Genomic DNA, 26905 nt, shown 5'->3' on the forward strand with positions numbered 1-26905 from the left:
ACCCACCAGAGGGCTGAAAGCCCTTTGGAATCCCATGATGATCGAGTTCGAGACGGTCGCGGGCCTGTTCGGCGTGGCCGTGGTGGCGGGTGCCGTCGATGCCATCGCGGGCGGGGGCGGGCTGATGACGCTGCCGGCCCTGCTGCTGGCCGGGCTCGATCCCGTGAGCGCGATCGCCACCAACAAGCTCCAGGGCAGCGCCGGCTCGGTCTCGGCCACGATCGCCTTCGCCCGGCGCGGGCTGATCCGCTGGCGCGAGGCCGGACCCGCCGCGCTCGGCGCCGGCCTCGCCTCGGTGGGCGGCGCGCTCTGCGTCAGCCTGCTGCCGCGCTCCGTCCTCGACGCCCTGGTGCCGCTCATGCTCGTCGGCATCGCGCTCTACTTCGCGACCGCGCGGCGGATGAGCAACGAGGATGCGGCGGCGCGCATCACCCCCGGCCTGTTCGCCCTGACGCTGGCGCCGGCGGTCGGCTTCTACGACGGGGTGTTCGGCCCCGGCGCGGGCTCGTTCTACATGATCGGCTTCGTGACCCTGCTGGGTCTCGGCGTGGTGCGCGCCACCGCCCACACCAAGCTCTCCAACGCCGCGAGCAACCTGGGCAGCCTCGCCCTGTTCACCCTCCAGGGCGCGGTGATCTGGCCCGTCGGGCTCGCCATGGCGGTGGGCGCCTTCCTCGGCGCGCAGGCCGGCTCGGCGCTGGCCGTGCGCCTCGGCGCCCGGCTGATCCGCCCGCTCCTCGTCGTCATCGCCTGCGCGATGGCGCTGCGCCTCCTGTCGAATCCGGCCAACCCGTTGCGTCAGGCCGTGGCCGGGTTCTTTTCATAGGCTCGTCGGCCCTTTACGGGCGGACGCTTCAGCGCGGAATGAAGGCCCAATAGTCGAGATCGAGGATCACCGACGGGTCGTAGCCCTCACCCTGCTTGTCCGGATAGGCGCCGCAAGACTGGTTCTTGGTCGCCACGGTGCGCAGGCGCAGCGCGCCGAGATCGCTGCGGCCGGGCAGTTCGGCCGTCTCCAGCACCTCGGACCAAGCGTAGACCGTATCGCCGGCAAAGAGCGGGGCGACGTGCCGTCCGGCATTGATGCCGCCGATGGCAAACGCGTTGGCGAGCCCGTTGAAGCTCAGCGCTCGGGCGAGCGAGATGACGTGGCCGCCGTAGATCAGGCGCTTGCCGAACTTGGTCTCTTTGGTCGCCACCGCGTCGAAATGGACCTTGGCGGTGTTCTGGAACAGGCGGGTGGCGATCTGGTGCTCGGCCTCCTCGACGGTCATGCCGTCGACGTGATCGATCTTCTCGCCCACCGCGTAATCCGAGAAGCGGTGCGGGCTGCCCGCGAGCGCGGTGTCGTAGGCCGCAGGATCGAGCGGGGGCAGGGCGTGGGCGAGGTCGGCCGGGTTCACAACCTTGGCGAGGCTCGGCACGTGCTCCTCGGCGATCTTGGCCTCCGGGGCGCGCTTGCGCACGAGAACCCAGCGGCAATAGCTCAGCACGGTCCGGCCCGAGGCGTCGGAGCCGGTGGAGCGCACGTAGACCACGCCGGTCTGGCGGTTGGAGCTCTCCTTGAGGCCGATCACCTCGGAGACGGTGGAGAGCGTCTCGCCGGGATAGACCGGACGGTGGAAGCCGCCCTCGGCATAGCCCAGATTGGCCAGCGCGTTGAGCGAGACGTCCGGCACGGTCTTGCCGAACACGACGTGGAAGGTGAGCAGGTCGTCGAGCGGGCTCGCGGGATAGCCGATGGCCTTGGCGAAGGCGTCCGAGGACTGCACGGCGAAGCGCGGGCCGTAGAGGGCGGTGTAGAGCGCGACATCGCCCGTGGTGACGGTGCGGGGCGTGGCGTGGCGGATGGTTTCGCCGAGGCGGAAATCCTCGAAGAAGCGGCCCGGATTGGTCTTCATGGCTTGCGCGTCGCTCCCGTCACGGCTCTTCCTGGCCGGGGCGCCCATCCTGAATACGATATTCAGTCGAGGCCCTAACGTCCTGATTTGTCACCGGCTTTTCGGACGGGTCGGTGACCTTTCGAGAAGCCGGTGCGCCTCCGCCTTAGCAACGGGGCCGGCCCGCGCGCAATGCCGCGTGCCGCGCCCCGCCGTCAGAGGGCGATCTGGATGTAGAGGTCGGTGACGAGCTTCTGCACGAAGAGCAGCAGCAGGATCAGGATGATCGGGGAGATGTCGACGCCGCCGAGATTGGGCAGCAGGTTGCGGATCGGCCGCAGCACCGGCTCGGTGACGCGATAGAGGAACTCGCCGATCTGCGACACGATCGGATTGCGCACGTTGACCACGTTGAAGGCCACGAGCCAGCTCAGCACGGCGCTCGCGATGAGGACGTAGATGTAGAGCTGGATGATGGTGTTGAAGAGCCAGAGCAGGGCGTTCATGCGGGGGGTATCGGTCCTCGTCGCCCCGCACGTGCTCCGAGCGTCGGGACGCGGGCGCGGCGGGAAATTTCCGGAATTGACAGGCCGAAGCGGACAAGCCTACAAGGCCCTCGCCTCGGACGGGGCTGTAGCTCAGATGGGAGAGCGCCGCAATCGCACTGCGGAGGTCAGGGGTTCGATTCCCCTCAGCTCCACCACCAACTTTCGCTTGAAAATTGGTGTGTGGCATCAAGGACTTGGGGAGTGGTAGCTCCCGGAAAAATCCCAATTCCTCCCACGCTTCCGTTTCGCTAAATCCTAGGCGCGGTCCGGTTTTCGACAGGATATCCACAACACCCCCGCGCGGCGACGGCGGGCAAGCCTTGCTGTGCCTGACCCACGCCGTGCGCGTCGGTAGAGGGCGCGCCGGCCGGTGAATGTCGAAGCCTGCGCCGCCTTGGCGGGACCGCCGCCGTCCGGACCGGATGCTCCGAGGATTCCGAGCGGCGGGGGCTACAAGGCCGCGCCGAGCCCGATGCGGAGGCGGTACTGCCACGTCAGCGAGAGGCAGACGCCTTCGAGGCTGGCCCAGATGTGGGCCGCATCCACGCCGAGCTGGAACAGGTTGCGCTGGAAGACCGCGCGGGTGTCCCGCGGGATCTCGAAGCTGTTCTCCGCCATGCCGGGCGGCGTCCACGCCGAGGCCGGATCGGGGTGGGCCGAGAACAGGCCCTTCTGGCTCGCGATGCGGGGCGCCAGGGCGGAGGGCAGCAGGAAGCCGACCTCGGCGATCTCGAAGGGGCCGGGACCCCGCTCGGGGTCGATCATGGAACTGCCGCCCAGCGGGTGCGCGTACACGATGGCGTCCTCGTTCGCGGGCTGGCTGGCAACGGCGAAGAAGCAGGCGATGAGCGGATTGGTCGTCCAGTCGAGCAAGCGGGTCGGGAGACCGTAATGCTGACCCAGCGCCAGCCAGTCCCAATCCGTCGCCCCGGGCATCGCGACGTGCAGCCTGGCCTCGCGCTTGAAATCCTGGAACAGTTGCCGTTCGTGGCGCGGGTCGAACTCGGCGCCCCGGCCGGCGCTGGGCTTGCACTCGAAGGCCTTCGACGCGCAGCCGCGGAACACCCATCGTGAGTTCATGCGTGCCGCCAGGAAGGCGTGGAACGCCTGCCAGCGCTCCTGCACCGGACCGCCCTCTCCATCGCCGGACCCCAATGGTCCGGGCGGGGACGGCGTGCGCTCAGGCGCCCGCAGGCGCGCCGGGGCGGGCGGAAACCGAGGCGGCCTCAACGGGTGCCCTCCCGGCCGCCGATCACCGAAGGCATGCCATACACGTCCGGTAGAGCGCCGTGGCGAGATCGTGCGTCACCTCGCAGCCGCTTCCCGAGAACATCGTCAAATCCCCGCCGGAGGCCGTCTCGGCGAGCAGCACCACCGGCATGCCGTTGGCTTGCGCGTAGCCGACGTGAAGGTTCGTCCCGAGGTCGGCGACGTCGCCCAGGGCGAGGAGGGCCGAATGGGGCACGCGGGGCCGGGGCGGCCAATGCGCTCGCGTGGGTGAGCGGGGGCCGTCGTCCGCGAACGCCGTCTCCGTCCTGAACCCGAGCGCGTCGAGGTAAGCGGCCGCCTCGTCGAAGAGCCATCTTTGGGCCATGGTCCGGCGCGGTCCGGACAGGTAGACCCGGCAACCCGACGCGGGGCGCCCGGGCACCGCCTCCATCCCTTCGAGCTCGTCCGGCGGAGGCAGCGGCAACCGAGCCCCGTCGTTGAACCACGCCACGCAGCGGGACGCGAGGTCGGCCGCCCCCACGGCGTCGAAGCCACGCTCGCCCCAATAGTGCGCGAAGGCCGCGCAGAAGACGTCGCCGGCCCCGATCCTGAACCAGCGGCGGGCGGCGTACGCCGGCACCGGGATGCCGGGGGCGTCGCCCCGGTACACCGTGGCACCGCCGAACGCGTGGCGCGACACGACGAGCGTGGCGCCCTCGCGGGCCATGACGCCGGTCGCGGCGTCGCGCGGGTCCGGGAGCGGACCGAGCCGGACCAAGTCGGCATCCTGCACCACGTAGGCGAGTTGCTCCGTCGCCCGCGAGCCGGAACGCACGAAGGAGGACGCGGGGTCGGCGGAGCGTGGGTCGTAGACCGCCCGGCCGGCCGTGAGCCGGGCCGTGCCCTCCAGCATGCCGAACCCGAGCACGACGTCGCCGGTGACGGCCAGGTCGGCGTAGCGCCGGCCGGCCTCGGGAACCCAGCTCTTGCGAAGGGGATGCCAATACTCGAATTCGAGCCGCTCCCCGATGGCGACGATATCCGTCTCGACCTCGAAGGCGGCCATGGTCGCCCGGAGGTCGCCGGCCGACTCGGCGTAAGCATACGTGCTCAGGCGGGTGCCCGGGGACAGCGCGCTCACCGCCATGGCGGCGCGCGCGCCCGAACCGAACAGGCCGGCCCAGGCGGGGAACGCGCAGCTCTCAAAATATGTGCCGCCGACGACGTTCACGTCTCGGCCCTCGTGACCGTAACGGTGCAGCGCGTCGCGCCGACATCCTCGATGAGGGCCTCGAACCGCACCCCCTGGTCGAGGCAGCCGAGCAGGCTCACGAGGCCGCGGAACGCGGCGAGGGCGCCGACGGTCGCCCCGTCGGCGGTGCGGCAGACTGCGGTGCTGGCGCCCGCGCCGGCCACGAGGTCCACCTCCAACACGTCTCCGGCCTGCAGGCCGCGCGTGGCGTCGCGGCGGACACCGATCAGGTCGACCGTGAAGGTCAGGTCGCACTCGTCGGACCCTGTCCGGACCTGTCCCATGCCGTACGGCATGCGGCGGCGTTTGGGTGGGAGCCCTCCGCCCATTCGTCAACCCTCCGCCCGCGCCGCGTCCGGTCGGTCCGGGGCCGCGCGGGATGCCTTCACGTCGGACCGCAGGCCGAACGACCGCAAGGTCTCGCGATGCTTCTCGCATCCGCGGCACTGCCCGCAGGCATATTCCATGACGTGACAGGAGAATGTCGCACCGAGCGCCGAGGCGGGAAGGCCGGACGCCGCGAGAAGGGCCGGCCCGCTCAGGTGCCGTGCGGGCGCCACGACGCGCACCCCACCCTCCTGGAGCCGCATCAGTCGGTCGAGCGTCCGCAGGAATGGGGCGCGTCCGTCGGCGTGGACATCGGTCGCCACCGTTCCGATGAGGATCTCCGACAGGCCTTCCGCGACGAAGCGCATGCCTGCGAGGGTGACCAGGATCTGGTTGCGGTAGGGCCACCATTCGGGGGCACGCGCGAGCGCGGCGGGCTCCCCGCCGGCCAGGGGCCCGAGGCCAAGCCCGGACAGGTCGACCTGAAGCGTTTCGAGCCGCAGCCCGAACTCGGCCGCGATGGACGTCGCAGCCGCCCTTTCGCCCGCCGCCGGCCGCTGGCCGTAATCGACGAACAGGCAGGCGTCCGGCCTCTGCCACCAAGCGAGGGCGGTCGAATCGAGGCCGCCGGAAAACAGCAGAACCCTCATCGCAGCGAGGCCCACACGACCCGATAGAGGGCGGAGGCGAAATCGTCGACGACCTCGCAGCCGGTGCCGGCCAGCATGGTCAGGTGATGCTCGTCGAGGCGTTCGGCCAGCACGACCACTGGGATGCCGCGCGCCCGCGCATGTCCAACCTCGAAGATCGAGCCCGGGTCCGCCCCGTCGAGCAGGGCGAGCACGGCTTGGCAGCCGTCGAGCCCCGCGAGGTCGGCGGTGGCGAGGGCGACGGCGCCGCCCCCCGTGCCCACGTCGTGCAACGGCGAGAAGACAGACGCGCCGAGGGCGTGCAGCCGGTCCCGTGCCTCCTCGACGAGCCAGCGTTGGGCGATGTGGAAGAACGGGGCCGCGAGGTAGACGCGGCCGGGCTCCCCGCCCACGGGTGCGAGCGCCTGGTCGGCGAGGTCGGCGGCCGCGGGCAGCGGCAGCGAGCGCGTGTCGACGAAATGGTGGACCGCGCGCGACGCCAGGTCGGCCGCCGCCGCGGCGTCGAGGCCGCGCTCGCCCCAGTGATGCGCGAAGGCGGCGCTGAAGACGTCGCCCGAGCCGATCTTGAACACGCGGGCGGATCGATAAGCGGGCACCGCGACGGGGTCGCGACCAGGCCGGTGGACGGTCGCGCCCGAGCAGCCACGCTTGACCACGACCACGTCGGCCGCGTGCAGGGCGAGAACGGCCTCGCCTGCGGCCGGCCCCTCCTCGCCCGTCGCCCCCTCCGCCTCCCCCTCGTTCAGGACTACGGCCAGGGCCTCGGCCCGGGACCCGTTGGCGCGGAACGGGACAACGTCGTCGCCCTGCGGGTCGTGGACCGCCCGCTCCGCGGACACGACCGCGTCGCCCTCCACGAAGCCGAAACGCAGCACGACCCGCCCGTCGACCGAGAGGGCCGGGTGTCGCGTCGGCACGGCGGGCCGCAACGTGGCCGGCGACAGGGCATGGAAGTAGCCGAAGCTGATCTCCTCGGCGATGGGCATTACCGTCGCCGTCACCCCGCAGGCGTGCATCGAGCTCTCGACGTCGCGGGCCCAGCCTGCGAAGGCATAGGTGTGAAGGCTGCTGCCCGGCGAGAGCTGCCCGACCGCCGCGGCGGCGCGGCCGCCCGAACCGAACAGCCGGCGCCAGCGCGGGATCTCGCAGATCTCCAGGTAGGACCCTCCGGCGACGATCAACCCAGCACCGGTGCGATGGCGACGCGACAGAGGAGGCGGCCGACCTGCGTCACGGTCGCCGCGTAGCGGTGGTGGGTGCGCAGGCAACCGAGAAGTTCGTCGAGGCCTTCGACGTTCGCCAGCGTGCCGACCACCTGCCCGGCGGGGCGGGTACGGCACACGGCGGTCTCGAACGCACCCGCCCTGTGCAGCGCGACGTCCAGGACGTCGCCGATGCGCACGACGGCGACGACGTCGGCCCGGACCCCGGTCAGTTCGACGTCGTAACTGAGGTCGCAGGGCGAGCCCGTCGGCGCGTTCCCGCCCTCCGATCCGGCGGTCGAGCCCGGCGCTCCCGGCCCTGCACCGGCCGGCGCGACCAGGCGACGGCCCGAACTCTTCTTGCTGCCCCCCGACATCCCGCTTGCCCGGCCACTGGTGAAGGAGACCTGATTTCTTATCGGCCTCCGCCGTCGCCGGTCAAACCGGTCCCCGGCCGATGTTGCGCATCGCCCGCCACATGACGGCATCGACCAGCGACGGCTTCGCGTCCAGGGCCACGCAGAACTGCAGGAAGCGCCGTTCGAGCGCCTCGTAGTCCCGCGGGAGGCGGATCGGCCGCTCGAACAGGCCGATCAGGAGGCCTGCACGGATGATGTGAATGTCGAGGATGGCGACCTCGTCCGAGCCCAGCCAGTTCCGGGTGACCCACGAGGCGGTCTTCGGACCGACGCCGGGCAGGCGCATCAGGTGGCGTCGGAAGGCCAGGGCGTCGCTCGACGGCGGCGGATCGGTCTCGATCAGCGTCAGCGCGTCGGCGAGCCTGCCCGCCCTCTGCTTCGGGAAGCGGTAGCGCACCGACCTTTCGCCGATGCGGACCGGCCTGCGCAGGAGGGCCTCGATCTCATCGGCCCCAGGACGACGGCCAGGCTCGAAGATCCCATCCGCGGCCAGCGCGCGATGGACCGCGTGGTTGACCTCGGCCGTGATGCCGTAGCCCCCGAGCAGACAGAAGCCGATCTCGTGGGCCAGGCTGACCTCCCGCCCCACGAACCCGTCGACCGGCTCGCTGGCCCGACCGACCATGAAAGCCCAGAACGCGGCACTCGGCACCCATTCCGGGCGCCCCCACCGCACCCCCGGCATCAATTCGGCCTCCGGGTCCGCGGGAATCGTCGCGACCGACCGCGGCCTCCCGGACGTCTGAGCCTGCATCCTGCGTGCCTTGATTATTCGTTTCCATTCGATTTTATTGACTTCATGAGCGGAAGCAAGCGGGCGGCTGACGGCGGGGATGCGCATGCGCTGGCGATTGCCCTCGGTCGCGCGCGTCGAGAGCGCGGGCTTACGCAGGCTGCCCTTGCCAAGATCCTCGGCGCGAGCCAGGCGACCGTATCGAAGCTGTTGGCTGGGCAACATAAGCCTAGACCCGGGCTGCATCTCGCCGCGGTTCGGTTCATCGGTGCGCACCCGTCGGAGGATCCCGCGGCTTCCTCGGACCTGACGCGGCGCGTGGAGGCGGCTGCAGGTCAGTCGGTCGCGTTCCGAGCGCTCCTGGAGGCCGCGGTGGGGCTCTTGAATGAAAACGAATAGCCGCTCCGAGCGGTGCGGCAAGGTCGGGGACCGTCGTTCTCGGCGCCGGATGGAACGTGCCCCGGGACCAGGCCGAGGCGGCGCGCCCGGGCGGCGGGACCCGGCGCCTCGATGACGAGCGCGGGTGCCGCCCCCCCGGGCCGGGTCGCTCAAACCAAGGCACCCACGGCGGGCAGGCCCCGACAAGATCGCGGCGCCCGGGCGCCGGCGGCGCTCGGCCCCTTCGGCGTGGGATGACAATGGTCCGGCGTGCGGATACGGCGTCGGCCGAGGTGTTTGCCGACTTCGAACGGATCAGCTCGCCCTCGGCCTGCCCGACGCGACGTCGCCCGGGCTACGCCATCGCCTTCCCATCGGCAGGAGCATTTGTCTCGGGGTGCCCCACGCCTTTCGCATGTTCAAGGCCATGACGGATCTCGGCTTCGCCCAGGGCGAGGCGCTCGCCGTCGGCGGATTGATGGAGATTTCCCGGCATCCCGATACCCGCTTCAACGGCGAGGCTTGCCTCGACCGGCTGTGCGAGGGAGGCTTCGCCGAAGAGACCGCCGAGGCGGTGGCCAGCGCGTTGCGCCACTGCTTCCTGTCGGAAAAGGCCACCGCGCAGTACGAGCGGACCAAGCTGAAGACGGCGCTGGTTCGCGGCGGCATCGCCGCCGCGAAGGCGGACGCGTTCCTGACGACGCTGGAAGGTTCGGTCGTCACGCGCCGCACGGCCGAGGTCAGGCGGCCGGTTCCGCACGCTCCGAGCCCCGGCCGGGTCGTGATGTGCGATTTCACCTACCTCGTGAAGCCGGAGATGCAGAAGGAACGGCGGGCGATCGTCGTGTCCTCGCGCTCGGCCGGCGCCGCCGGGCGCTGCACGGTGGTGCCGGTGAGCAAGAGCCCGCCCCGGGAGAACAACACCCATCATTTCCGGTTCGAGCCGGGCACGTATCCCTTCTTCCACCAGACCGACCCGGTTTGGGCCGTCTGCGACCACATCTACACCGTTTCCTTGGTCCGGCTGTGGCAGGTCAACGTGAACCGCCGCCCGGCGCTGCCGTCCATCTCGCCCGCCGAGCTCGCCGGCATCCGAGCGCTCCTCGGAACCGTGCTAGGCCTCGATCATTGACCCGGCGAGGCGGATATGCGATATCCCTCTCACTTGCTGGAGGCGGGTCACACCGTCTTTTCAGCTGACCGAAGATGCTCGCCATCCGAGGTCGGGGTTTGCCCGCGGGTATTCCCCTCAAACGAAAGCCCCGCTCAGGCGGGGCTTTTTCGTTGGTGGTATGCGCTTCGAACGCACAACGACCGCCGTACACCCAAGCTGCGCTCCCTCCTGGCACACGTCACGGCCCGAGAGGCGAGAGCTTAAGCTTGGCGAGGGCCGGCCCTGCATCCGGGCGTCGGCGCCATCGGCCGACGTGGGCTAGGGCCGATCCGAGGCGGCACCCTGGCAGAACCGAACGAGGTCTGCAGGATCGACATCGTCGGACACGGCCCAGAACCAATCCAACAACTCGGGCAGCCACTGGCGGCCGATGCAGCAGCGCGTGCGTCCGGGCCGACTCAGGTCGAGGCGCGACAGGGTGCCGGCCATGACCAAGCGCCGCTCTCGATGGACCAGGACGTGAAGTTCGGCACCGCTGCACGCGATCCGAACTCGGGTCTCCGGCGTGCCGACGACGAGGGCGATCTCATCGCCGCGCATCGAGTCCTTCGCTCCAAGGGAAGCGGTGCACTCGGCGAGGAACCGAACGAGCTTCGGGCCCGTGAGGCGGGCTTGGCGCGCCGGGAACCGTGCGATGAAGGGTGAGCGCTCGGAATGCGACCGGCGCGGCGGTCCGAAGTTCCGCGGCGAGGTCTCGCCGGCGAACGCGCACCATGGCGCAGCCACTGCCTCCAGCACGGACAACCACTCTCCAACGAGGCAGTACCCGGTCGGCGGCGCCCCATCCCTCGCGGTCAAGGAGGCAACGAGCGTTCCCCGCACGATCAGGCGAAAGGCCCGCGCGCCCGCGGCGGTGACCAGGCCGCGGATGACCATGCCGGGAGCGATCTCGTGCTCGCTCATGGTTCCGTCGGCGGCCCGGCTGCGCGGCGGCGTCACGACCGAGAGCAGGGCGACGAGAGACAGGACGTGCAGGCGACGCGCGTCGCCGAACGAGGTGGTCATGTGCGCTCCGAATTCATGTTTGCGGTGGATGGTCGAACGGGCGGTAGGCCGCGGGCTTGCCGGGTCTCGATCTCCGCCAGCGCCCAGCCTTCTTGCGCGGGGAGCCGATGTGCGCGGCGATGGATTGGCCTTGCCATGGGCGGGCGATCAGACCCGACCCGGCCCGGCGGGATCGGACCTGCCTTTGCTGCGGGGCCTCTTCGCCGACGGGCTGTAATGCGTCCCGTCGAAGTCGACCCAACCGGCCTTGCGAAGCCGCCGCATCGCGGCCAGAAGGGAATTGTCGCGCGCCTCGGTCCGCTCGCCCCCGTCCCAGTCCCTCAGCTGTCCGAGCAGCTCCCGGGATGTCAGGGGCTTGCCTGCGCGCTTGACGAGGTCGTACGCAGCGGCGCTCACCCCCTTGAGCGGGCGGGGGGACCTCTTGGGCCGAGGACCGGCTTGCGGTGCCGCGACCTCCTTGGCGCCGGGCGGCACCTGCTGCGCAGGCTCCGGGGGTGGAGGCGGCGTGACAGCCTCGGCACCGCGCCCGATGGGCGCCAAAGCCAGCCAGTTCGCCAAGGCAGGGGGCACGGCCGCCGTTCCGGACAGGAAGGCGTCGATGACGACGCGCTTGAGCACGGGCTCCGCGTGGAGCCGCCAGTATTCCTCCGCCCGCTCCGCCGCCCAATCCGAGTCGCCCATGGTGCCGTACCTCCGTTGCGCCACACTAACCTCCGACGGTTACACGTCCACATGGATATCTAAGCGGGGTTCGAGGCGACGCGATTTATCCACAGGGAGTTTCGCGTCACGGCGGAGGGATGGCCACAGCGAATTGCAGAGATCCTGGTGGACGTGGGTCGGCCGCCGCCGAGGAGCAGGCGACAACATACCCGACCGCTTCCGCGCTCGGCGACGGAACCGTCGCCCAGGTCGCGGACCAAGTCGCCGCCTGGGCGGCGGCGTTGAAGGGGCAAGGCGCCTTTCCAGCCGGACCTCGTCCTGGCCGGGGCGACCCGACGAAGCTTCCGACGCGGCGTTGCCTTGACCGCTCCGTAGCGAGCTGAATCCATTGGCTCACCGTACGCAGTCCCATGGTCCGCGATGTTCCGCCCGTCCTCGATCTTCTTCGCAAACCGCAAGGTGCACGCCCTGCGCGCGCAACTCGCCAATGTCCGGCAGCCTATCGCCGAGGCGACCGCTCGACAGGTCGTCGCGCTGGCGTGGGGGTGGCAGTCCTGGAGCGAGTTGCTTTCGGCGCTTGAGACGCCCGGCACGCCCACGCCGCTCGACGAGGAACTCGTCGGCCCGGATGCCCGGGCCGGGGCCATGGGCCTCCTCAACACGCGTATCGTGGGACAGCGCAGCAAGAGTTCCAGCTGCGCTCTCCAGACCGTCGTCGGCCTGCCGCCGCCGGTTTGCCTATCGCTGAGCGCCTTCCTGCGCCTGACCGGACGTCATCCCGTCGGCACTTGGCTGACACCTGAAGCATACCGTGAATTGTATGAGGCGTCCGTCGCGCCGAGGCCGGATTGGGCCCTGGATCTCCTGGACCATCAGCGACGGTCGCGGGAGGCGCCGCAGCGGTTTCCGCTTCCGCCGGATCGACCACGCTGATCGAAGGGCTCCGACGTGCCGGTCACGTCGCCCGGGGCGGGCCAGCGGTTTCGGGCGGAACGGTCACGACTTGGATCGAGTGGTCGAGCCATCGCCAGCCCCCCCGCGAGCCGCGGATCGTGGCAAGCTGCCGAGATGGCCGGCCGGTCTGCCGGGTTCCGCTCGCGACCGACCGTACGGGCGTGGCTCATGCGCTGCTATACCCATATCGACGCCTCGCTGGCTTGAGACCTGCGCATGCGTCGTCGGCGAGGACGACGGCATCATCAGCGAAGCCAATATCGCGCGTGCGCGGCGGCGTCGCTGGGTGGCCTCGGCCTGTCGCTGATCGGCTGCGGACAGGAGACGGGCGCTGGCGGGCCGGCCGTGCGGGCGGATGACCGAAGTCGCGGTGTTCCACGTCGTGTGCATGGACGTGCGTCGCGCCCGCGGGGCGATGGCCCATGAGGGCGCACGGGATCACACGGATGCTGCGCACTGGCTGGTTTCGGTAAGCGCTCGGCCGCGGTGCTCCGATTGCTGCGGTTAGCAGACTTGAACACCAATCTAGCGACAAGGCGGCGGCAGCCATGCATCACACGAAACTGCCGAGATGCCGTTCTTCGTTTCGGTTTCCGGGCCCGGGCGTAGGAGGCCAGTTATCTACTGCAGGATCCTGAGGACACATAAACACCCAACATCAAAAAAACGCGCATGTACAGATAGATATCGCAGAGAGCAGACATTTGGGCGACCGGTCTCCGCTGGCTCCCAAGCGGAGGCTCGGGAGCCAGCGGAGACCGTTCGCCCAATTGCGAGATGTCTGCCAAAAATTATTCAAAGATCAATGACATCGGGCGATTTGCGAGGACTTGCGGTCGCCAGAGGCCGACGTGGACGGATCATTGCCGCCAGGAGTGTGGTGCCGAACCGGCCACCTCATTTGGTCAACCCGGCATTCCGGTGCCGAGCACCATTATTCTGCACTGAAGCAACCTAGAGCGAAGAAGGGGGGCCGTTTCGAAGGCGGCCCTTCGGCTTGGCTGCTGAAGCGAAGCACCTGTTCTTCGAGCCCGCCTCGGCCTCGCCGGGGATGCCGACCGCTTCCGGTCGTGTGCCCCACAAGGCGCCTGCCAAACCGACGTTCGCGAGCGCGAGCACCGCCAGAAGGGCATAGGCCAAATCGGGGCCGCCGTAGGTGAGGACCGTGGCCCCCAGCGACGGAGCAAGAGCCTGGGCGATCAGGCTCGGCCGGGCGAGCCGCCCCGCCAGAACCGGGTAGCGTTCCGACCCGAACAGGGCGAGCGGCACCGTGCCTCTCGCGATCGAGTAGATCCCGTTGCCGGCACCGTAGAGCACCAAGGCGATGCCGACCGCAGGAATGCCCACTGCCAGGATTGCCAGCCCGAGCGCCACGAGGGCCATGGCCACGTTTAGCGTCCAGAGCGGGTGGTGCCGCCCCTTATTGGCCATCTCGATAACGCGGGCTCCGACCTGGGACGGCCCGATCAGGGCGCCGTAGGATACGGCGGCGGCAAAGGCCACGCCGCGTGCCTGCAGCAAGGTAATCAGGTGGACCGAGATCAACGTCATCACGGTGCCGCCGAAAACCAACACGCCGGCCATCAGCGCGAAGGCGCGCCGTTCCCGCGAGGTGAGCGGCGCTTCGCCAAGGTGTTTTACGTCCCCGCCGTTAGCCAAGGCAGGCGCCTCAGGGATCAGACCGAGCACCAGGGGAAGCGTGACGAAGAGGTGCAGCCCGGCATAGGCAAGACATGTCGAGCGCCAGCCGACCTGCTCGACGAGAAGGGCCGAGAGCGGCCAGCAGACGGTGCTGGCGAACCCACCCCATAGGGTCAGGGTGGTGATGGCCGGGCGCGCCTCGTCGCCGTAGAGCCGGCCGAGGGTGGCGAAGGCCGGGTCGTAGAGGCCGCAGCCCATCCCGAGCCCAATGACCAGCCAGCCGGACAGGAACACCGGAAGGTTCGGTGCCAGTCCGATCACCAAGTGGCCACCCGCTAGCAGCAAGGCCGCCGATACAAGGACCGGCCGACCCCCGTGCCGGTGGATGGCGATTCCGACCCGGGGCGAGGCGATTGCCGCCACCAGCAGGCCGATGGACAGCCCCCCGACCACCCATGCGAGCGGCCAACCCGTGTCGGCGGCGATGGGCCCCGCCAGCACCGCCGGCAAGTAGAAGGACGAGCCCCAGGCGAGGATCTCCACCACGCCCAGGGCCGAGATGACGACGAGGCGGTTGTGGACCTCAGACCTCACGGGAGGCAGGCTTCAGCGCCGCTGCCTTGCCGGCCGCGCCACGCTCGTACCAGCCCTGCGAGCGGTTCACGATCCATACGACGGAAAGCATGACTGGGACCTCGATGAGGACGCCGACCACGGTGGCCAGCGCCGCGCCCGAGTTGAAGCCGAACAGGCTGATCGCGGCCGCCACCGCGAGCTCGAAGAAGTTCGAGGCGCCAATCAGTGCCGAGGGCCCGGCCACGCAGTGCTGCTCCCCGGCGACCCGGTTCAGGAGGTAGGCCAGCCCCGAGTTCAGGTAAACCTGGATGAGGATGGGGACCGCGAGCAGCCCGATGACCGCGGGCTGGGCCAGGATCTGCTCGCCCTGGAAGCCGAACAGCAGCACCAGGGTCGCCAGAAGTGCGGCGAGCGAGGTGGGCCCGAGCCTGGCGAGCAGCCGGTCGAGGGCGGCCCGCCCGCCGGAGGCCAGGAGGCCACGGCGGATCACTTGCGCGACGACGACCGGGATGACGATGTAGAGCGCCACCGACAACACCAGCGTCCCCCAAGGCACGGTGATGGCCGAGAGCCCGAGAAGCAGGCCAACGATGGGGGCGAAGGCCACCACCATGATGGTGTCGTTGAGCGCCACCTGGCTCAGGGTGAAGTACGGCTCGCCTCGGGTCAGGTTCGACCAGACGAACACCATGGCGGTGCAGGGGGCCGCCGCCAGGATGATGAGCCCGGCGATGTAGCTGTCGACCTGGTCGGCCGGCAGGTAGGGCCGGAACAGGGTGCCGATGAACAGCCAGCCGAGCGCGGCCATCGAGAAGGGCTTCACCGCCCAGTTGATGAACAGCGTCACGCCGATGCCGCGCCAGTGCCGCCCGACGTGGCGCAGCGAGGCGAAGTCGATCTTGAGCAGCATGGGGATGACCATGAGCCAGATCAGGACGGCGACCGGCAGGTTCACCTTGGCGACCTCGGCCGCGCCGACGGCGTGGAAGAAGCCCGGCATGACGTGGCCGAGCGCGATGCCGGCCACGATGCAGAGGGCGACCCAGAGGGTCAGGTAGCGTTCGAAGGTGCTCATGGTGTCCTCAAGCGGTGGCGACGCGGCGGCCGCGCTCGTCGACGACGCGCTCGCCGTCCTCCTTCACGAACTCCCCCTGCTGGTCCGGCAGGAGGTCGAGCACCGCCTCCGACGGCCGGCACAGGCGCACGCCCATCGGGCTCACCACCAACGGACGGTTCAGCAGGACCGGGTGCGCCTCGACCGCGTCGAGGAGCTGCTCGTCGGTCAGCGCCGTGTCGCCGAGGCCGAGCTCGGCGTAGGGCGTGCCCTTCTCGCGCAGGGCGTCCCGGACCGAGAGGCCCGCGCGGGCGAGCAGTTGCTTGAGGAGCGCCCGGCTCGGCGGCGACTTCAGGTACTCGACGACGTGCGGCTCGATGCCGGCATTGCGGATCATCGCCAGCGTGTTGCGGGACGTGCCGCAGGCGGGGTTGTGGTAGATGACGACGTCCATCACGCGACCTCCGGGCGGGCCGAGGTCGCGCCGGCCATCTGGCCGATCTCGCGGACCTTCGACGACAGGGCGACCTGGTCGAGGCTGCCGAGCGGCAGGGCGACGAAGGCCGCGATCCGATTTTTGAGGTAGCGCTGGGCAGTGACGAAGGCGCGCTTGCGCTCCATCTCGGAGCCTTCCGCCGCTGCGGGGTCCTCGATGCCCCAGTGGGCCGTCACCGGCTGGCCCAGCCAGTACGGGCACGTCTCGCCGGCGGCGTTGTCACAGACGGTGAAGACGAAATCCATGACGGGGACTTCGGGACCGGCGAACTCGTCCCACGACTTCGAGCGCAGGCCCTCGGTCGGGTAGTCGCTTTCCCGCAGGACCTGCAGCGCCAGCGGGTGCGGCTCGTCCTTCGGTTGGCTGCCGGCGGAGAAGGCGCGGAAGCGCCCGCCGCCCTCCTTTTTGAGCATGGCCTCGGCCAGAATCGAGCGGGCCGAGTTGCCGGTGCAGAGGAACAGGACGTTGTAGACTGGCTCAGGCATGGAGGGTGTCCCCGGTGGTGCAGTCGCAGGCGGCGAGCGCGGCGACGGCCGGGGCGCACACCTCGGGGTGGCCCTGGCAGCAGTCACGCATGAGGAACTGGACGAGGTCGGACAGGCCGGCGTAGGCGGCGCTGTAGATGACCGACTTGCCCTCGCGCCGGGAGGTGATCAGCCCGGCGTGCGAGAGCTCCTTCAGGTGGAAGGACAGGTTGTTGCCGGCGACGTTCACCGTCTCGGCGAGGACGCCCGCGGCGAGGCCGTTCGGACCGGCGGTGACCAGGGCGCGCACGACCCGGAGCCTATGCTCCTGGCCGAGGGCGGCGAAGGCGGCGAGGGCTTGCCGTTCGTCCATCGAATGACCTACATATCAACTATCGTTGAAACGTAGAGGAGTTAAACGCCTTGAACAAGCCCCAGCAGCCGTTCGCCGACGGGGTGCCGAACCTCTCCGAGGCGCATTTCGAGGTGCCGACCGAGGAACGGATGGCGGCGCCGACGCCGCTCGACCATGCGCCTCGGTTCCTCGTCCTCTACGGGTCGCTCCGGGAGCGTTCGTTCAGCCGCTTCCTGGCCTTCGAGGCGGCACGGCTGCTGGAGGCGATGGGCGGGGAGGTCCGCATATTCCACGCGGACGGGCTACCGCTGCCCGACGACGCGCCCGTCGAACATCCGAAGGTGCAGGAACTCCGGCAGCTCTCGATCTGGTCGGAGGGGCAGGTCTGGGTCAGCCCGGAGCGGCACGGCAACATGACCGGGGTGATGAAGGCCCAGGTCGACTGGCTGCCGCTGAGCGAGGGCTCGGTGCGCCCGACGCAGGGGCGGACGCTTGCGGTGATGCAGGTCTCGGGCGGATCGCAGAGTTTCAATGCGGTCAACAGCATGCGGGTGCTGGGGCGCTGGATGCGGATGATCACCATCCCGAACCAGTCGTCGGTGCCGATGGCCTACAAGGAGTTCGACGATGCCGGCCGCATGAGGCCAGGGCCGCTCTACGACCGGGTAGTGGACGTCTGCGAGGAGCTGATGAAGTTCACTCTCCTGACGCGTGGACGGGCCGACTACCTCGTCGACCGCTACTCCGAGCGTAAGGAGCGCGAGCCCGAGCGCTTCAAGGGCGTCGCCGCCGACATCGGGTTCGTGAAGCGGTAGACGGACCGTTCCCCCGTGGAGCGAGCCTCGGTCCCGGCCTGCGGATTGCGCTGTCAGCCTCCCTTACGGGCGTAGCGGCCCTTGTCCCGCGGCTCGAAACACCGACGGTGGAAGACCCGCACATCCAACTGCCGAGGCTCCTAAGAGGACGGAGGCGCCGTGTGCAAGGAACCGCGGCGGCATCGACGCTTTCCGTTGGTATTCAGCGCAGCCGAGAGGTACCGGCTGCCTGGATCGAGTTTAGCCGCGAAAGTGATTGCATATGGATTGGTACGACCGCCGCGAACCATGGCAGGCCCAGGCCGACGACGCCCGCGATGGGGCCGCCACCGATTACAGCCGGGTCATCCACTCCGCGTCGTTCCGGCGTTTGCAGGGCAAGACGCAAATCCTGAACCTCGGCGACAGCGACTTCTACCGGACGAGGCTCACCCATTCGCTTGAGGTCGCGCAGATCGCCGGCGGGATCGCGCGGCGGTTCGAGAAGGTTTATGCCGACCATTCCGCCCGGCAATACATCCCGGACCTCAGCATGATCCAGGCCGTGGGCATGACCCACGACCTCGGCCACCCCCCGTTCGGCCACGGCGGCGAGGTCGCCCTGAATTTCTGCATGCGCGGTGCCGGCGGTTTCGAGGGCAACGGCCAGACCCTGCGCATCCTGTCCAGGCTGGAAAAGTTCTCCAAGGCCGCCGGCGCGAACCTGATGCGGCGCACCCTGCTCGGGGTTCTGAAGTATCCCGTGCCCTTCAGCCTCGCGATGAACGCGGACATCCGCCCCGCCCTCCACGTCGGCCCGGAGTCGATCCGGATCATCGACCGCGAGGCCTCCAAGCCGCCCAAGTGCTACCTGGATTGCGAGCAAGACGTCGTCGACTGGATCCTCGCCCCACTCAGCGAAAAGGACCGCAACGCCTTCACCGAGGCCCGCGATCAAGAGGGCAAGCACCGCAAGCCCCTCCACAAGTCGTTCGATTGCAGCATCATGGACGTCGCCGACGACATCGGCTTCGGCATCCATGACCTGGAGGATGCCCTCGCCCTTGGCCTGGTAACGCAGGTGGATTTCGAAGCGCACGTGACCGAGGAGAAGAGCTCAAGTTTCCTCAACAGTCTCAAGGAGAAATACCCGGAGGAGTTCGGCAACAACGTCTATGAGGGATTCCTTGATCGGCTGTTCGGTGCCGGCGATACCCGGAAGAGGTGCATCGGCCGGATGGTCCATCACCTGATCACGAACTGCGTGATCGAGACCAGGGAGGAGTTCGACGAGCCCCTCGTTCGATATCGGGCTGCCATCGAAGCCGGAGCGAACACCTTCCTGGAAGCGCTGAAGGAACTGGTCCGGGAGGTCGTCATTCGCAGCCCGGGGGTCCAGCACCTCGAATTCAAGGGTCAGGGTATGGTCGTCGCGGTGTTCGAGGCCCTCGCCTCGGAGCCGAAGTCGTTCCTGCCGCGGTCGACCTACGAGGCGTACGAAAAGGCGCCTGACGGTCGGCGCGTAATCTGCGACCACGTGGCCGGCATGACCGACGCCTTCCTCATGCGCACTTACGAGCGCTTGTTCAGCCCGAGGATGGGTTCCGTGTTCGACCGCCTCTGACCGACCCGCCGCCCGGTTTAAGCGAGCAACCCGTGATTCCTTCCTGCTCCCGGCCCACGTCAACCCCAGATGCGTGAGGGCCTCACCGATGCCGAAGGGGCGGGCAGACCGGGACGACCTCCCTTCCGGCGCCGGCGGAATGCTGAGGCGGCAGCCTCGCCCCGCTCCATCTTGCCGGGGCGCGGCAGCGCTACGGCGCCGTGGATCATCGGCATCCGCATAAGACCGTCGAACAGCGTTGCATGTTGCTCGGTTCGGCGGCTGCTCGTCACGACCCCTTTCGTTTCCGACTTTCGGAGATGCCCATGAAAGCCGTGCTGGCCTCCTGGCAGTTCTGGGCGTTGTTCTCGGCGGCATTTGCCGCGCTGACGGCGATCTTTGCCAAGATCGGGATAGAGAACATCAACTCGGACTTCGCCACCTTCATCCGTACGGTGGTGATCCTGTGCGTCCTCGGCGCGCTTTTGGCCGGCACGGGCCAATGGCAACCACTCGATTCAGTTTCGGGACGAACATACCTGTTTCTTGTCCTATCGGGGCTCGCCACCGGTGGATCGTGGCTCTGTTACTTCCGCGCCCTGAAGCTCGGGGATGCCGCCCGCGTGGCGCCCATCGACAAGTTGAGCGTCGTCCTGGTGGCGGTCTTCGCGACCATCTTCCTCGGAGAACGCCTGACCGTCCCCAACTGGTTGGGCGTCGGTCTGATAGCGGCCGGCACGATCCTGGTCGCCTACAGGAGCTGAAGGCTGGCCGCGTGCCCTTTCGCCCGGAGGCGTACGCAGGATAGCGCCCGGGACGCCGCGACCAGCACGGGCGTTGGCCGATCGCCATCGAGCACTCTCTGCATTCGTTCCTGCGCCCAACGTCCAGACCCTTGACGCTCGCCGTCCAAGAACACGGCTGGCGGCGCCTAGGCCGCGTCCCTCTTCCGCCCGGCAGGCGACTTGCGTCGGCGCGCTCGATGGACGGCCGGGGCCACGCCGCCGTTCCTGGCGTAGCGCGAGCGCCTGGGTGACGGGCCCTGCCACTGCGCCGAACCCCGGAGCATATTGGCCAAGCGCCCGACATCCAAGTCATCGAGAAGCTCAGGGAAGCGCAGCGCCCATAGCTCCAGCAACCGGTCCCAACTTCCGCTGCGGACCAGCCGGCGCACGGAATTCGTGAGGTTCCGTTCGTCACCGAACCGCTCCGGCATCCTGCGCCATGAGAGGCCGGTCCGCAGCGCCAGGATCACCGCCTCCAGAAGCAGCCGGCCGGGAATGCCCGGGGTGCCCTTGAACGAGATCTCGATGGACGAATGCAACAGCGGCTTCGAGGCCAGCCATTGCTCGTCGGTGAGCGCATCCTGGCCATTCAGGGCGTGGAAGCGTGCGGCCGGCCCCCTGCGCTTGCGCCAATCATCACCGCCAACCTTCCAGCGCGCCCGCGCGGCCTCGACCGGACCGAGGTCCAGTCCGGCCACGAAGGAAGGGTCCGCCTCGCGAAGGAGGTCAATCAGGATCTGGTCCCCTGCGGCATAGACGAACCGCGAGAGTGCACGCCGCATCTCCAGCGCGTCGCCGAACGCCGCCGACAGCAAAGGCAGGCCCGTCCGGAGCCGGAGCAGGAGGGCGTCGACCAGAGCCCGCGTCGGGATGTGGCGCGAGTCATTCCTGTGGCCCGTGACGTCCGGGAGGTGCTTGGCGACGAGGGCCCAACGCGCGTCGTCGATCCGATAACCTCCGGTTGCCATAAGCCGCTGGGCGTCTTCGCGAAGGCGGACATGGCGTCCCATCGGCTGCTCGACATCGACATGGATCACGTCCAAGCTAACACCGGGCGAGCCGCAGCTCCCGTCCTCCTGTAGGAACGCCAAGAAGTCCAGGTGGATGGCCAGGCCCAAGGTCCCCGCCGGCCGGCCATCCCGTATGACCACCACCCGCTGGACGAGGCGGGCAAGGGCGGCGGAGACCTTCGCCTCCGCCTCCGTCAAGGCCCTGAATGGCACCCGCTCGATAAGGTGATCCAACGTGGCGGAAAGTGTTCGAAGCCTCTCACCGGCTTCGTCCACCTCGGGCAGTTCGGCGAGGCCCGCCGAACGGGCCTGAAGGTCTGCGAGCTCCCCCGTCAGCCGGCTCCTCTCCTCGGACAACAGGTCGGATGGATAGGTCGATTCAAGCTCCTTGACGAGCGCCCGGCGAAGCTGTTCGCGGGTGACCGCAATCTTACGCGCAACATCCGCACGGGCGGCGCGGCGGGCGGCGGAGGCCTCACGTAGCGAGCGGTCGACGGCAGCCGCGAAATCCTCCTCGCCGACGAAGGACCGCAGCTTGCCGCAAACGGCGGTGAGGACGGCGCGCTCCACGGTCTCGTGCATAACGGAGTGACGCCTCGCCGGGCAGCAGCCCCCGTCCGACCAGACGTTGCAGGTTAGCTGTCGACCACCCAAGGTGAACCGCTGGCCTTCGACCCCGGCGCAGTCGCACGTCGCCTTTCCGGCCAAGAAGTGGCTGTGCTCGAACTTCTGCTTCCCCCGGGGGCGTCGCTTCTCGTTGACAGCGAAAAACAGATCGTCTGGCACAATTCGAAGGTGATCGAAGTAGTTGCGCGTCATCTCGCTCGGATGCCGACGCTGGACGGTGACCTTCCCCGATTTGCGGTCGAACGTATTCAAGGTAAATGGATAGTACCATCTACCCGTATAGGCCAACTGGCCCAAAACGTTCGCAACGGTCGATTTCGTCCATCTGCAATCCTTCGTCGGTCCTGCAACCCCGCGTTCCTTCATGATCCGGCCGATGCTTCGGTAGGAAATTCCCGCGGCTGCCATTTCAAAGATTGAAAATATGGTCTTCTCTTCCTCGGGGTGACGCACGAGGAAGCCCCTTTCTTCGCCGTACCGATATCCGAAGAACGCACCGGAATGGGCGCCGCCCTGGGCAGCGTGCTGGAACCTGCCCATGCCCATGATCAGGGTGCGACGGTCCCGATCCGCCTCGGCCTTGAGTGCCGCTTCGATGACCTCCTTCTTGTTCAGTGCCTTGAAGTCGCCGGCGCTATGAAATTCCACGCCAAGCTCATTCAATTCCTCGCATACTTCGACCGCATCGTAAGTTTCGCGGGACCACCGGTCAAAGTCCTCAACCATGATGACTTTTATCTTGCCAGACCGACAGTCTTCGAGCAAACGCTGCAGGCTTTCACGATCACGCATTGATCGGGCACTTCGAGCAGGGTCGTCATACAGCACGTAAATCGCGTAACCAAGCTTCCTCATGTAAGCGGTTACAACCTTGACCTGACGCTCGATGCTCATCTCCTTCTGCTTATTAGACGAGTAGCGAGCGTAGAGGCCCACGGGCACAAGCTTGTCCGGTGGGCCGAAGCCGTCACGGCGTTCGACATCCAGGTTCCGTCGAAGGGCCAACCGGTCCAGAGGGCACAATGCCGTCGTATCGACCACCTGCCGCAGATCCACGGCGCCAGGCATCAGGTCGGTCGTCCGTTCACCGTGGGCCATCGCAACGCCGCTCCATGCGAAGAGAAGGGAGAATTGCTTGCCTGAGGACGCGATAGCCGGGACGTGCGCGGGTTCGCTTTACGTCCATCTCGGTGCGCCGGATGGCTTTCCTTTGACTCCGCCCGAGACCGTCACGTTCTCCTCGACGCACCTGGCCGGGTCGCAAGCGGTCATCCTTCCAGGCATCCCGGTAGCGACCGGCGTTCGAATCCATGCCGCGCGACGCCACGTACGCTTCGGCTCGCTCCCGCCGACAAGCGACTTCGGGCGCTTGGCCGTGATTTTCGTCTCTCCCGTCCACGGGGCCGGGTCTCCGCTGCACCATCGCGACGTGAATTTCGCATCCTGGCCGGAGCATTTCGCGTCACGGCGACATCTAATTCCAGGTCGCCCGCGTACAAGTCCCGACCGGCAACTTTCCTATTCTGTCCGCGCGCGACCAGCCTTTGGGCGTCCGACCGTTCGGCGGCCATCCCCACCAAGCCCTCGAACAATGCGTCTAAGACCGTGAGCGGCCGTCCTGAACTGGACGATTCGCCCCGAAACCTCTGGATGCCGAACGACATCGTTCGCTCCCCCTGTTCCATTGAAATTACCCCTGGATCGCGCATGGCGGCTGGCGTACGAGAAACGCGCGTCGGCCGCCCCTTCTGGGACGGCCGCGCCGCATCGACGAAACGTGGGTGAAGTCTCTAATTATACCGCAGGTATATACAACTGCAATACCGGAGGCCGATCCGGAACTCGTCGCCATGTGCGGCGACCGACGGGACGAAAGGGCATCGCGGCCGCACGCGGTGCCGAAGGTAGCCTGTCCAGTTGCAAGAGACCGTTTCCGTTCTCAATGAACCTCAAAGGTCGATGCGGAAGCGGTATGGCGCGTTACGACGCCGCGGAACCGCCACCTGACTTGCGATATCCGCGAGCGCCACCTCCGACCTTGTCGTCCCAGTCCCCGTTGCGAATGCTCCGTCGGTACGGGCAGGTGTCCAGGGCGTCGGCTTCGGTCCGTACCAAGCAGCCCGTGAAGGGCATTCACGACGTTTGCCGGGCGGCTAGGCTCGGAGCAATCGGCCTGCTCCTGAGGAGCAAAAGCACAGCCGCTGACCGAGATGACGTGGGAACCGATGGCCCCCAGGGCCATCCCGGAGAGCACTGACCCTATGCCTGTCGTCGGTGCTGCCGGGCCGTTGCCGAATTCCCCTTACCGAAGTTCCCGCAATCCACAGGTCGACACGACCATCCTGGTCCGGCGCGGCGAGGGTGATGGTCAAGCAGGCGGATCGGCGGTAGAATATACTGGCGATATAAATACGACGCTGGTGCCGCCAAGTGCCGATAGGGTTTGGCTGCCCCTGCGCCAGTGGTCGGACGGTATCGCGACGTCGAAGTCCCCCGGGCGGTAGGCTGCCCCGCCCTGCAGATCAACCGCACCGACCGCGAGCACATGGCCGCGACCGGTGTCAGACGATTTACGACTCCGGTTCCCCAGACACGAAGCGCACTCTAGCAACGGGAGTGAGACGATGAGGCACGCGAGTCCGCGCGACGTTGAGCAGGATAAGGCTCCGTCAAGCTCAACCGGAAGGGCCACACGCCGGCGCCTTCCGCCGACCAGGGAACGGTTGGGCAGGCTGAGGGCGGTATCAGATCGCGTCGTCGAATCCACCGAATACGATGAGGAGACCCAAGGAGCCTTCGTCGAGGTGATGGGTCCCGAACTGCTCGACGTCGCGTTCGACGAACTCGGGGACCTCGCCTTGGTCCGAGGCGAGCTATCGGACAGCTTGCGGCTGCATGTTTCGGCCCTGCAGCGTCTCGACGAGGAGGACCTTTGGTGACGCAGGGCCGAAGCTGCGCCAATCCTTCCTGAGGTCCAGGTGAGTTTAGCCCGCCGGCGCTCTCGGGAGGCGCCGGACACTTCGCCAACCCTACCCGGCGCGCGTCCGCTTGCCCAGCGCGCCGTCCCAGCCTGGGAGGCGCGCATAGGCGTCCTTGCCAACCCTCTGGAAGTATCGCTCGTATTCGACGCTGATCTCGATCTTCTTGCGCGGCATCCCCTCGGATAGCGCTTCCTTGACCAAGCGGCCGCCCTTCAGCGTCGTCATTCGCAGCCGAACCATGATGTCCGCAACCGACATGCTGCCTTGCGCAGGCAGGATCTCGTAGGCTTCGTGCATCACGCGATCCCAGAACTCCTCAGAACGCACGTGGTCCAAGCGCCGGCTAATACCAATCGGCATGGTTCATAACCGATAGGCCCATTCGCGCAGTCCGAGCGACATGATCATCCAAGGCTGTGCGACGAGCTTGTTCCAAGCCTCGCAGCATTGATCGAGGATGTCCTCGTAGGAGTCGAAGATCCGGTCGCCGAGCCAGTTCTCGCGCAGGAACTGCCAGACATTCTCGACCGGGTTGAGTTCGGGCGCATGAGACGGCAGCGTCAGCAAGGTGAAGTTGTCGGGGACGACGAGGTCGGCGGCGACGTGCCAGCCGGCGCCGTCGAGGATTTGGACGGCGTGCGCGCCTGGATCGACGGCGCGGCTGATTTCGGCCAGATGCGCGTTCATGGCCGGTGTGGCGCAGCGGGGCAGGACGAGACCGGCGTCCTTGCCCTTCTCGGGACAGGATCGCCCCGAAGATGTAGGCGGACGCCGTGCGCTGATCCTTGGGCGCCGTGGGCCGGCTGCCCTTGCGCGCCCACCGGCGCGGGACCGTGTTCTTCTGACCGACGCGGGCTCTCATCCTGAGGCTCTCGAAGGACGTCCTGCCACCAGAGTTCGAGCGGCGTGTCGACTGGCAGTTGGGCGCGGATCGCGCTCACGCGGGCGGGGAGGTTTTTTTAAACGCCGTCAGCGCCGCCGGGTCCTGCTGATGATGGCGCGGACGGGCCGACAGCTTGGCATAGCCCATCCGCTTCACCTCCCGTCCGACACTGCTCTCGTCGAGGCTGACGCCGAAGCGCGCGAACAGCCAAGCCGCCAAGTCCTTCAGCCGCCAGCGCACCACGCCGTCCCGTTGCAGGTCCGGCCCTTCCTCGATGGCAACCGCGAGCGCCTGCCGCTGGGCCGCGTCGAGCTTGAACCGCGGGCCGGGCTTCTTGCGCTCGATCAGGCCGTCCGGCCCGGCCGCGTTGAAGGCCAGCACCCAGTCGCGCACCGTCTGCAGGCCGACCGCGCCGATCCGCGAGGCCTGCGTCCGGCTCCCACCCTCGTAGATCGCGGCCAGCGCGAGAAGCCGCCGGCTCTGACCGGCATCGCGGCTCTTCCGCGCCAGACGTCGCAGGGTATCCGCATCGAAATCCTCGCGCAGATCCACGGCCTTCGACATGGCAAACCTCCTAGCTTGCCACATCGAATCACATCCGCCGCTTCCGCGTAAACCCGCGAGTCCTCACCCGTACCGATTGGTATTATGGGTACGCTGATTGTGCAGCAGAGATGCGGGACAATTTAAGCGCAGCAATTCCTGGTTGCCTCGCTCGTCGCCGGCTTTGCGCCGAAAACGGCCGTTTGCGGATCATTTTGGAACGAGACTTCGACTTTTCCGTCCCGTCGAGCGTTACGTGCCTGTAGGAAATGCGCACCCGCCGCCGCTCGCTGTTCACATCGTCTTCGGCGGCGGTCGTTGAACCTGCCAAGGTCGCCACACGAAATCGATCCCCGTAATTGCGGAGTTTATTCCATGACACGTACGTCTAAATTCAGAGCCTCACTCATCGCTGGCTTTGCTGCGCTCGCACTAGGCTTTGGCTTGGCAACAATCCCCGAACCGGCAGCCGCCCAAGGCCATGGCTACGGTCATTCCCGCGGTCATGGTGGCGGCTACGGCGGTCACGGTGGCGGCGGTCGGCACGGCTATGGCGGCGGACATCGCAGATCGTACAGTGGGCACGGCGGCGGTCGGCGACATGGCTATTCCGGTGGGCACGGACGCTCGGGTGGCGGCGGTCATCACAGGGGTGGTGGCCACTAGGGACACAAACTAGAAGCTTGATCCCGCAAAGAT

At 68.0% G+C, this 26905-nt stretch carries 26 protein-coding genes, 1 tRNA gene and 1 pseudogene; 9 read left to right on the plus strand and 19 right to left on the minus strand.

Going from position 1 to position 26905, the window contains the following annotated elements; all coding sequences use genetic code 11:
• The first annotated feature begins 34 nt into the window (after positions 1-34).
• Positions 35-826, plus strand: a complete 792-nt coding sequence (locus ACPCJR_RS06190; RefSeq protein ID WP_391511467.1) for a TSUP family transporter — start codon at positions 35-37, stop codon at positions 824-826.
• Positions 827-854: 28 nt separating this feature from the next.
• Here the strand turns inward: ACPCJR_RS06190 and ACPCJR_RS06195 are convergent, their stop codons facing one another.
• Positions 855-1901: a MaoC family dehydratase gene (locus ACPCJR_RS06195; protein ID WP_391511466.1), complete on the minus strand. Its 1047-nt coding sequence runs from the start codon at positions 1899-1901 to the stop codon at positions 855-857.
• A 194-nt stretch (positions 1902-2095) separates the two neighbouring features.
• Entirely contained in the window at positions 2096-2386 is a 291-nt protein-coding gene (locus ACPCJR_RS06200) for a YggT family protein (protein WP_110351995.1), read from the minus strand.
• 121 nt (positions 2387-2507) lie between these two features.
• Between ACPCJR_RS06200 and ACPCJR_RS06205 the strand changes: the two genes are divergently transcribed.
• Positions 2508-2583 (plus strand) — tRNA-Ala (locus tag ACPCJR_RS06205).
• Positions 2584-2878: 295 nt separating this feature from the next.
• Here the strand turns inward: ACPCJR_RS06205 and ACPCJR_RS06210 are convergent.
• The 7 genes from ACPCJR_RS06210 to ACPCJR_RS06240 form a co-directional block, all read right to left on the minus strand.
• Complete coding sequence (locus tag ACPCJR_RS06210) at positions 2879-3553, minus strand: FRG domain-containing protein (RefSeq protein ID WP_238307891.1); 675 nt, start codon at positions 3551-3553, stop codon at positions 2879-2881.
• 127 nt (positions 3554-3680) lie between these two features.
• A complete protein-coding gene (locus ACPCJR_RS06215) occupies positions 3681-4868 on the minus strand; it encodes a carbohydrate kinase family protein (RefSeq protein WP_096486559.1) in 1188 nt (395 codons plus the stop codon).
• On the minus strand, positions 4865-5218 hold the full coding sequence (locus ACPCJR_RS06220) for a hypothetical protein (RefSeq protein WP_096486560.1): 354 nt from the start codon (positions 5216-5218) through the stop codon (positions 4865-4867). The genes ACPCJR_RS06215 and ACPCJR_RS06220 overlap by 4 nt, the downstream gene beginning before the upstream one ends.
• A 3-nt stretch (positions 5219-5221) precedes the next feature.
• Positions 5222-5866, minus strand: a complete 645-nt coding sequence (locus ACPCJR_RS06225) for a 7-cyano-7-deazaguanine synthase (RefSeq protein ID WP_003604316.1) — start codon at positions 5864-5866, stop codon at positions 5222-5224.
• Positions 5863-7047, minus strand: a complete 1185-nt coding sequence (locus tag ACPCJR_RS06230; RefSeq protein WP_166060432.1) for a nucleoside 2-deoxyribosyltransferase — start codon at positions 7045-7047, stop codon at positions 5863-5865. Before ACPCJR_RS06230 ends, ACPCJR_RS06225 begins: the two co-directional genes overlap by 4 nt.
• Positions 7044-7445 (minus strand): hypothetical protein, encoded by a 402-nt coding sequence (locus ACPCJR_RS06235; protein ID WP_096486562.1) that lies wholly within the window; start codon positions 7443-7445, stop codon positions 7044-7046. The genes ACPCJR_RS06230 and ACPCJR_RS06235 overlap by 4 nt, the downstream gene beginning before the upstream one ends.
• 61 nt (positions 7446-7506) lie before the next feature.
• Positions 7507-8328 carry a hypothetical protein gene (locus ACPCJR_RS06240; protein ID WP_244573364.1) on the minus strand — a complete coding sequence of 274 codons (822 nt, stop codon included), beginning with the start codon at positions 8326-8328 and terminating at the stop codon, positions 7507-7509.
• Between ACPCJR_RS06240 and ACPCJR_RS06245 the strand changes: the two genes are divergently transcribed.
• Together ACPCJR_RS06245 and ACPCJR_RS06250 are read left to right on the plus strand one after the other, a co-directional pair.
• Positions 8287-8619 (plus strand): helix-turn-helix domain-containing protein, encoded by a 333-nt coding sequence (locus ACPCJR_RS06245; protein ID WP_166060433.1) that lies wholly within the window; start codon positions 8287-8289, stop codon positions 8617-8619. The genes ACPCJR_RS06240 and ACPCJR_RS06245 overlap by 42 nt on opposite strands.
• A gap of 376 nt (positions 8620-8995) precedes the next feature.
• Entirely contained in the window at positions 8996-9730 is a 735-nt protein-coding gene (locus ACPCJR_RS06250) for a type II toxin-antitoxin system PemK/MazF family toxin (protein ID WP_238307890.1), read from the plus strand.
• 300 nt (positions 9731-10030) lie between these two features.
• Here the strand turns inward: ACPCJR_RS06250 and ACPCJR_RS06255 are convergent, their stop codons facing one another.
• Both ACPCJR_RS06255 and ACPCJR_RS06260 read right to left on the minus strand, forming a co-directional pair.
• Positions 10031-10777 (minus strand): hypothetical protein, encoded by a 747-nt coding sequence (locus tag ACPCJR_RS06255; RefSeq protein ID WP_166060434.1) that lies wholly within the window; start codon positions 10775-10777, stop codon positions 10031-10033.
• Positions 10778-10924: 147 nt separating this feature from the next.
• A complete protein-coding gene (locus tag ACPCJR_RS06260; RefSeq protein WP_391511464.1) occupies positions 10925-11482 on the minus strand; it encodes a hypothetical protein in 558 nt (185 codons plus the stop codon).
• A gap of 378 nt (positions 11483-11860) precedes the next feature.
• Between ACPCJR_RS06260 and ACPCJR_RS06265 the strand changes: the two genes are divergently transcribed.
• On the plus strand, positions 11861-12373 hold the full coding sequence (locus ACPCJR_RS06265) for a hypothetical protein (protein WP_012455863.1): 513 nt from the start codon (positions 11861-11863) through the stop codon (positions 12371-12373).
• Between the two features lie 975 nt (positions 12374-13348).
• On the opposite strand, the gene ACPCJR_RS06270 is transcribed toward ACPCJR_RS06265, so the two are convergent.
• The 5 genes from ACPCJR_RS06270 to ACPCJR_RS06290 are packed head-to-tail and all read right to left on the minus strand — an operon-like array spanning position 13349 to position 16998.
• Positions 13349-14629 (minus strand): MFS transporter, encoded by a 1281-nt coding sequence (locus ACPCJR_RS06270; protein ID WP_012455864.1) that lies wholly within the window; start codon positions 14627-14629, stop codon positions 13349-13351.
• Positions 14619-15686: an ACR3 family arsenite efflux transporter gene (arsB, locus tag ACPCJR_RS06275; protein ID WP_012455865.1), complete on the minus strand. Its 1068-nt coding sequence runs from the start codon at positions 15684-15686 to the stop codon at positions 14619-14621. The genes ACPCJR_RS06270 and arsB overlap by 11 nt, the downstream gene beginning before the upstream one ends.
• Positions 15687-15693: 7 nt before the next feature.
• Positions 15694-16119, minus strand: coding sequence for an arsenate reductase (glutaredoxin) (arsC, locus tag ACPCJR_RS06280; RefSeq protein WP_166060435.1), 426 nt, complete (start codon positions 16117-16119; stop codon positions 15694-15696).
• Entirely contained in the window at positions 16119-16646 is a 528-nt protein-coding gene (locus tag ACPCJR_RS06285) for an arsenate reductase ArsC (RefSeq protein WP_166060436.1), read from the minus strand. Before ACPCJR_RS06285 ends, arsC begins: the two co-directional genes overlap by 1 nt.
• Positions 16639-16998, minus strand: a complete 360-nt coding sequence (locus tag ACPCJR_RS06290; protein ID WP_166060437.1) for an ArsR/SmtB family transcription factor — start codon at positions 16996-16998, stop codon at positions 16639-16641. Before ACPCJR_RS06290 ends, ACPCJR_RS06285 begins: the two co-directional genes overlap by 8 nt.
• Before the next feature lie 50 nt (positions 16999-17048).
• On the opposite strand from ACPCJR_RS06290, the gene arsH reads away from it, so the two are divergent.
• From arsH to ACPCJR_RS06305, 3 genes are all read left to right on the plus strand, one after another.
• Positions 17049-17795, plus strand: coding sequence for an arsenical resistance protein ArsH (gene arsH / locus ACPCJR_RS06295; RefSeq protein WP_166060438.1), 747 nt, complete (start codon positions 17049-17051; stop codon positions 17793-17795).
• Between the two features lie 262 nt (positions 17796-18057).
• The gene (locus tag ACPCJR_RS06300; RefSeq protein ID WP_003596795.1) at positions 18058-19398 is read left to right on the plus strand and encodes an anti-phage deoxyguanosine triphosphatase; all 1341 of its coding nucleotides are present in this window, start codon (positions 18058-18060) and stop codon (positions 19396-19398) included.
• A gap of 305 nt (positions 19399-19703) precedes the next feature.
• A complete protein-coding gene (locus ACPCJR_RS06305) occupies positions 19704-20141 on the plus strand; it encodes an EamA family transporter (protein ID WP_003596796.1) in 438 nt (145 codons plus the stop codon).
• A gap of 167 nt (positions 20142-20308) precedes the next feature.
• Here the strand turns inward: ACPCJR_RS06305 and ACPCJR_RS06310 are convergent, their stop codons facing one another.
• Entirely contained in the window at positions 20309-22897 is a 2589-nt protein-coding gene (locus ACPCJR_RS06310) for a recombinase family protein (protein ID WP_003596798.1), read from the minus strand.
• A 1709-nt stretch (positions 22898-24606) separates the two neighbouring features.
• Here ACPCJR_RS06310 and ACPCJR_RS06315 point away from each other — a divergent pair.
• Positions 24607-24738 (plus strand): hypothetical protein, encoded by a 132-nt coding sequence (locus ACPCJR_RS06315; RefSeq protein ID WP_276518062.1) that lies wholly within the window; start codon positions 24607-24609, stop codon positions 24736-24738.
• Positions 24739-24828: 90 nt separating this feature from the next.
• Here ACPCJR_RS06315 and ACPCJR_RS06320 read toward each other — a convergent pair whose 3' ends face one another.
• Positions 24829-25077 carry a hypothetical protein gene (locus ACPCJR_RS06320; RefSeq protein ID WP_003596801.1) on the minus strand — a complete coding sequence of 83 codons (249 nt, stop codon included), beginning with the start codon at positions 25075-25077 and terminating at the stop codon, positions 24829-24831.
• 66 nt (positions 25078-25143) lie between these two features.
• Positions 25144-26227: pseudogene (locus ACPCJR_RS06325) on the minus strand (IS630 family transposase).
• Between the last annotated feature and the right edge of the window lie 678 nt (positions 26228-26905).

The sequence above is a fragment of the Methylobacterium sp. NPDC097929 genome, assembly GCF_049543375.1.
Taxonomy (GTDB): Bacteria; Pseudomonadota; Alphaproteobacteria; order Rhizobiales; family Beijerinckiaceae; genus Methylobacterium.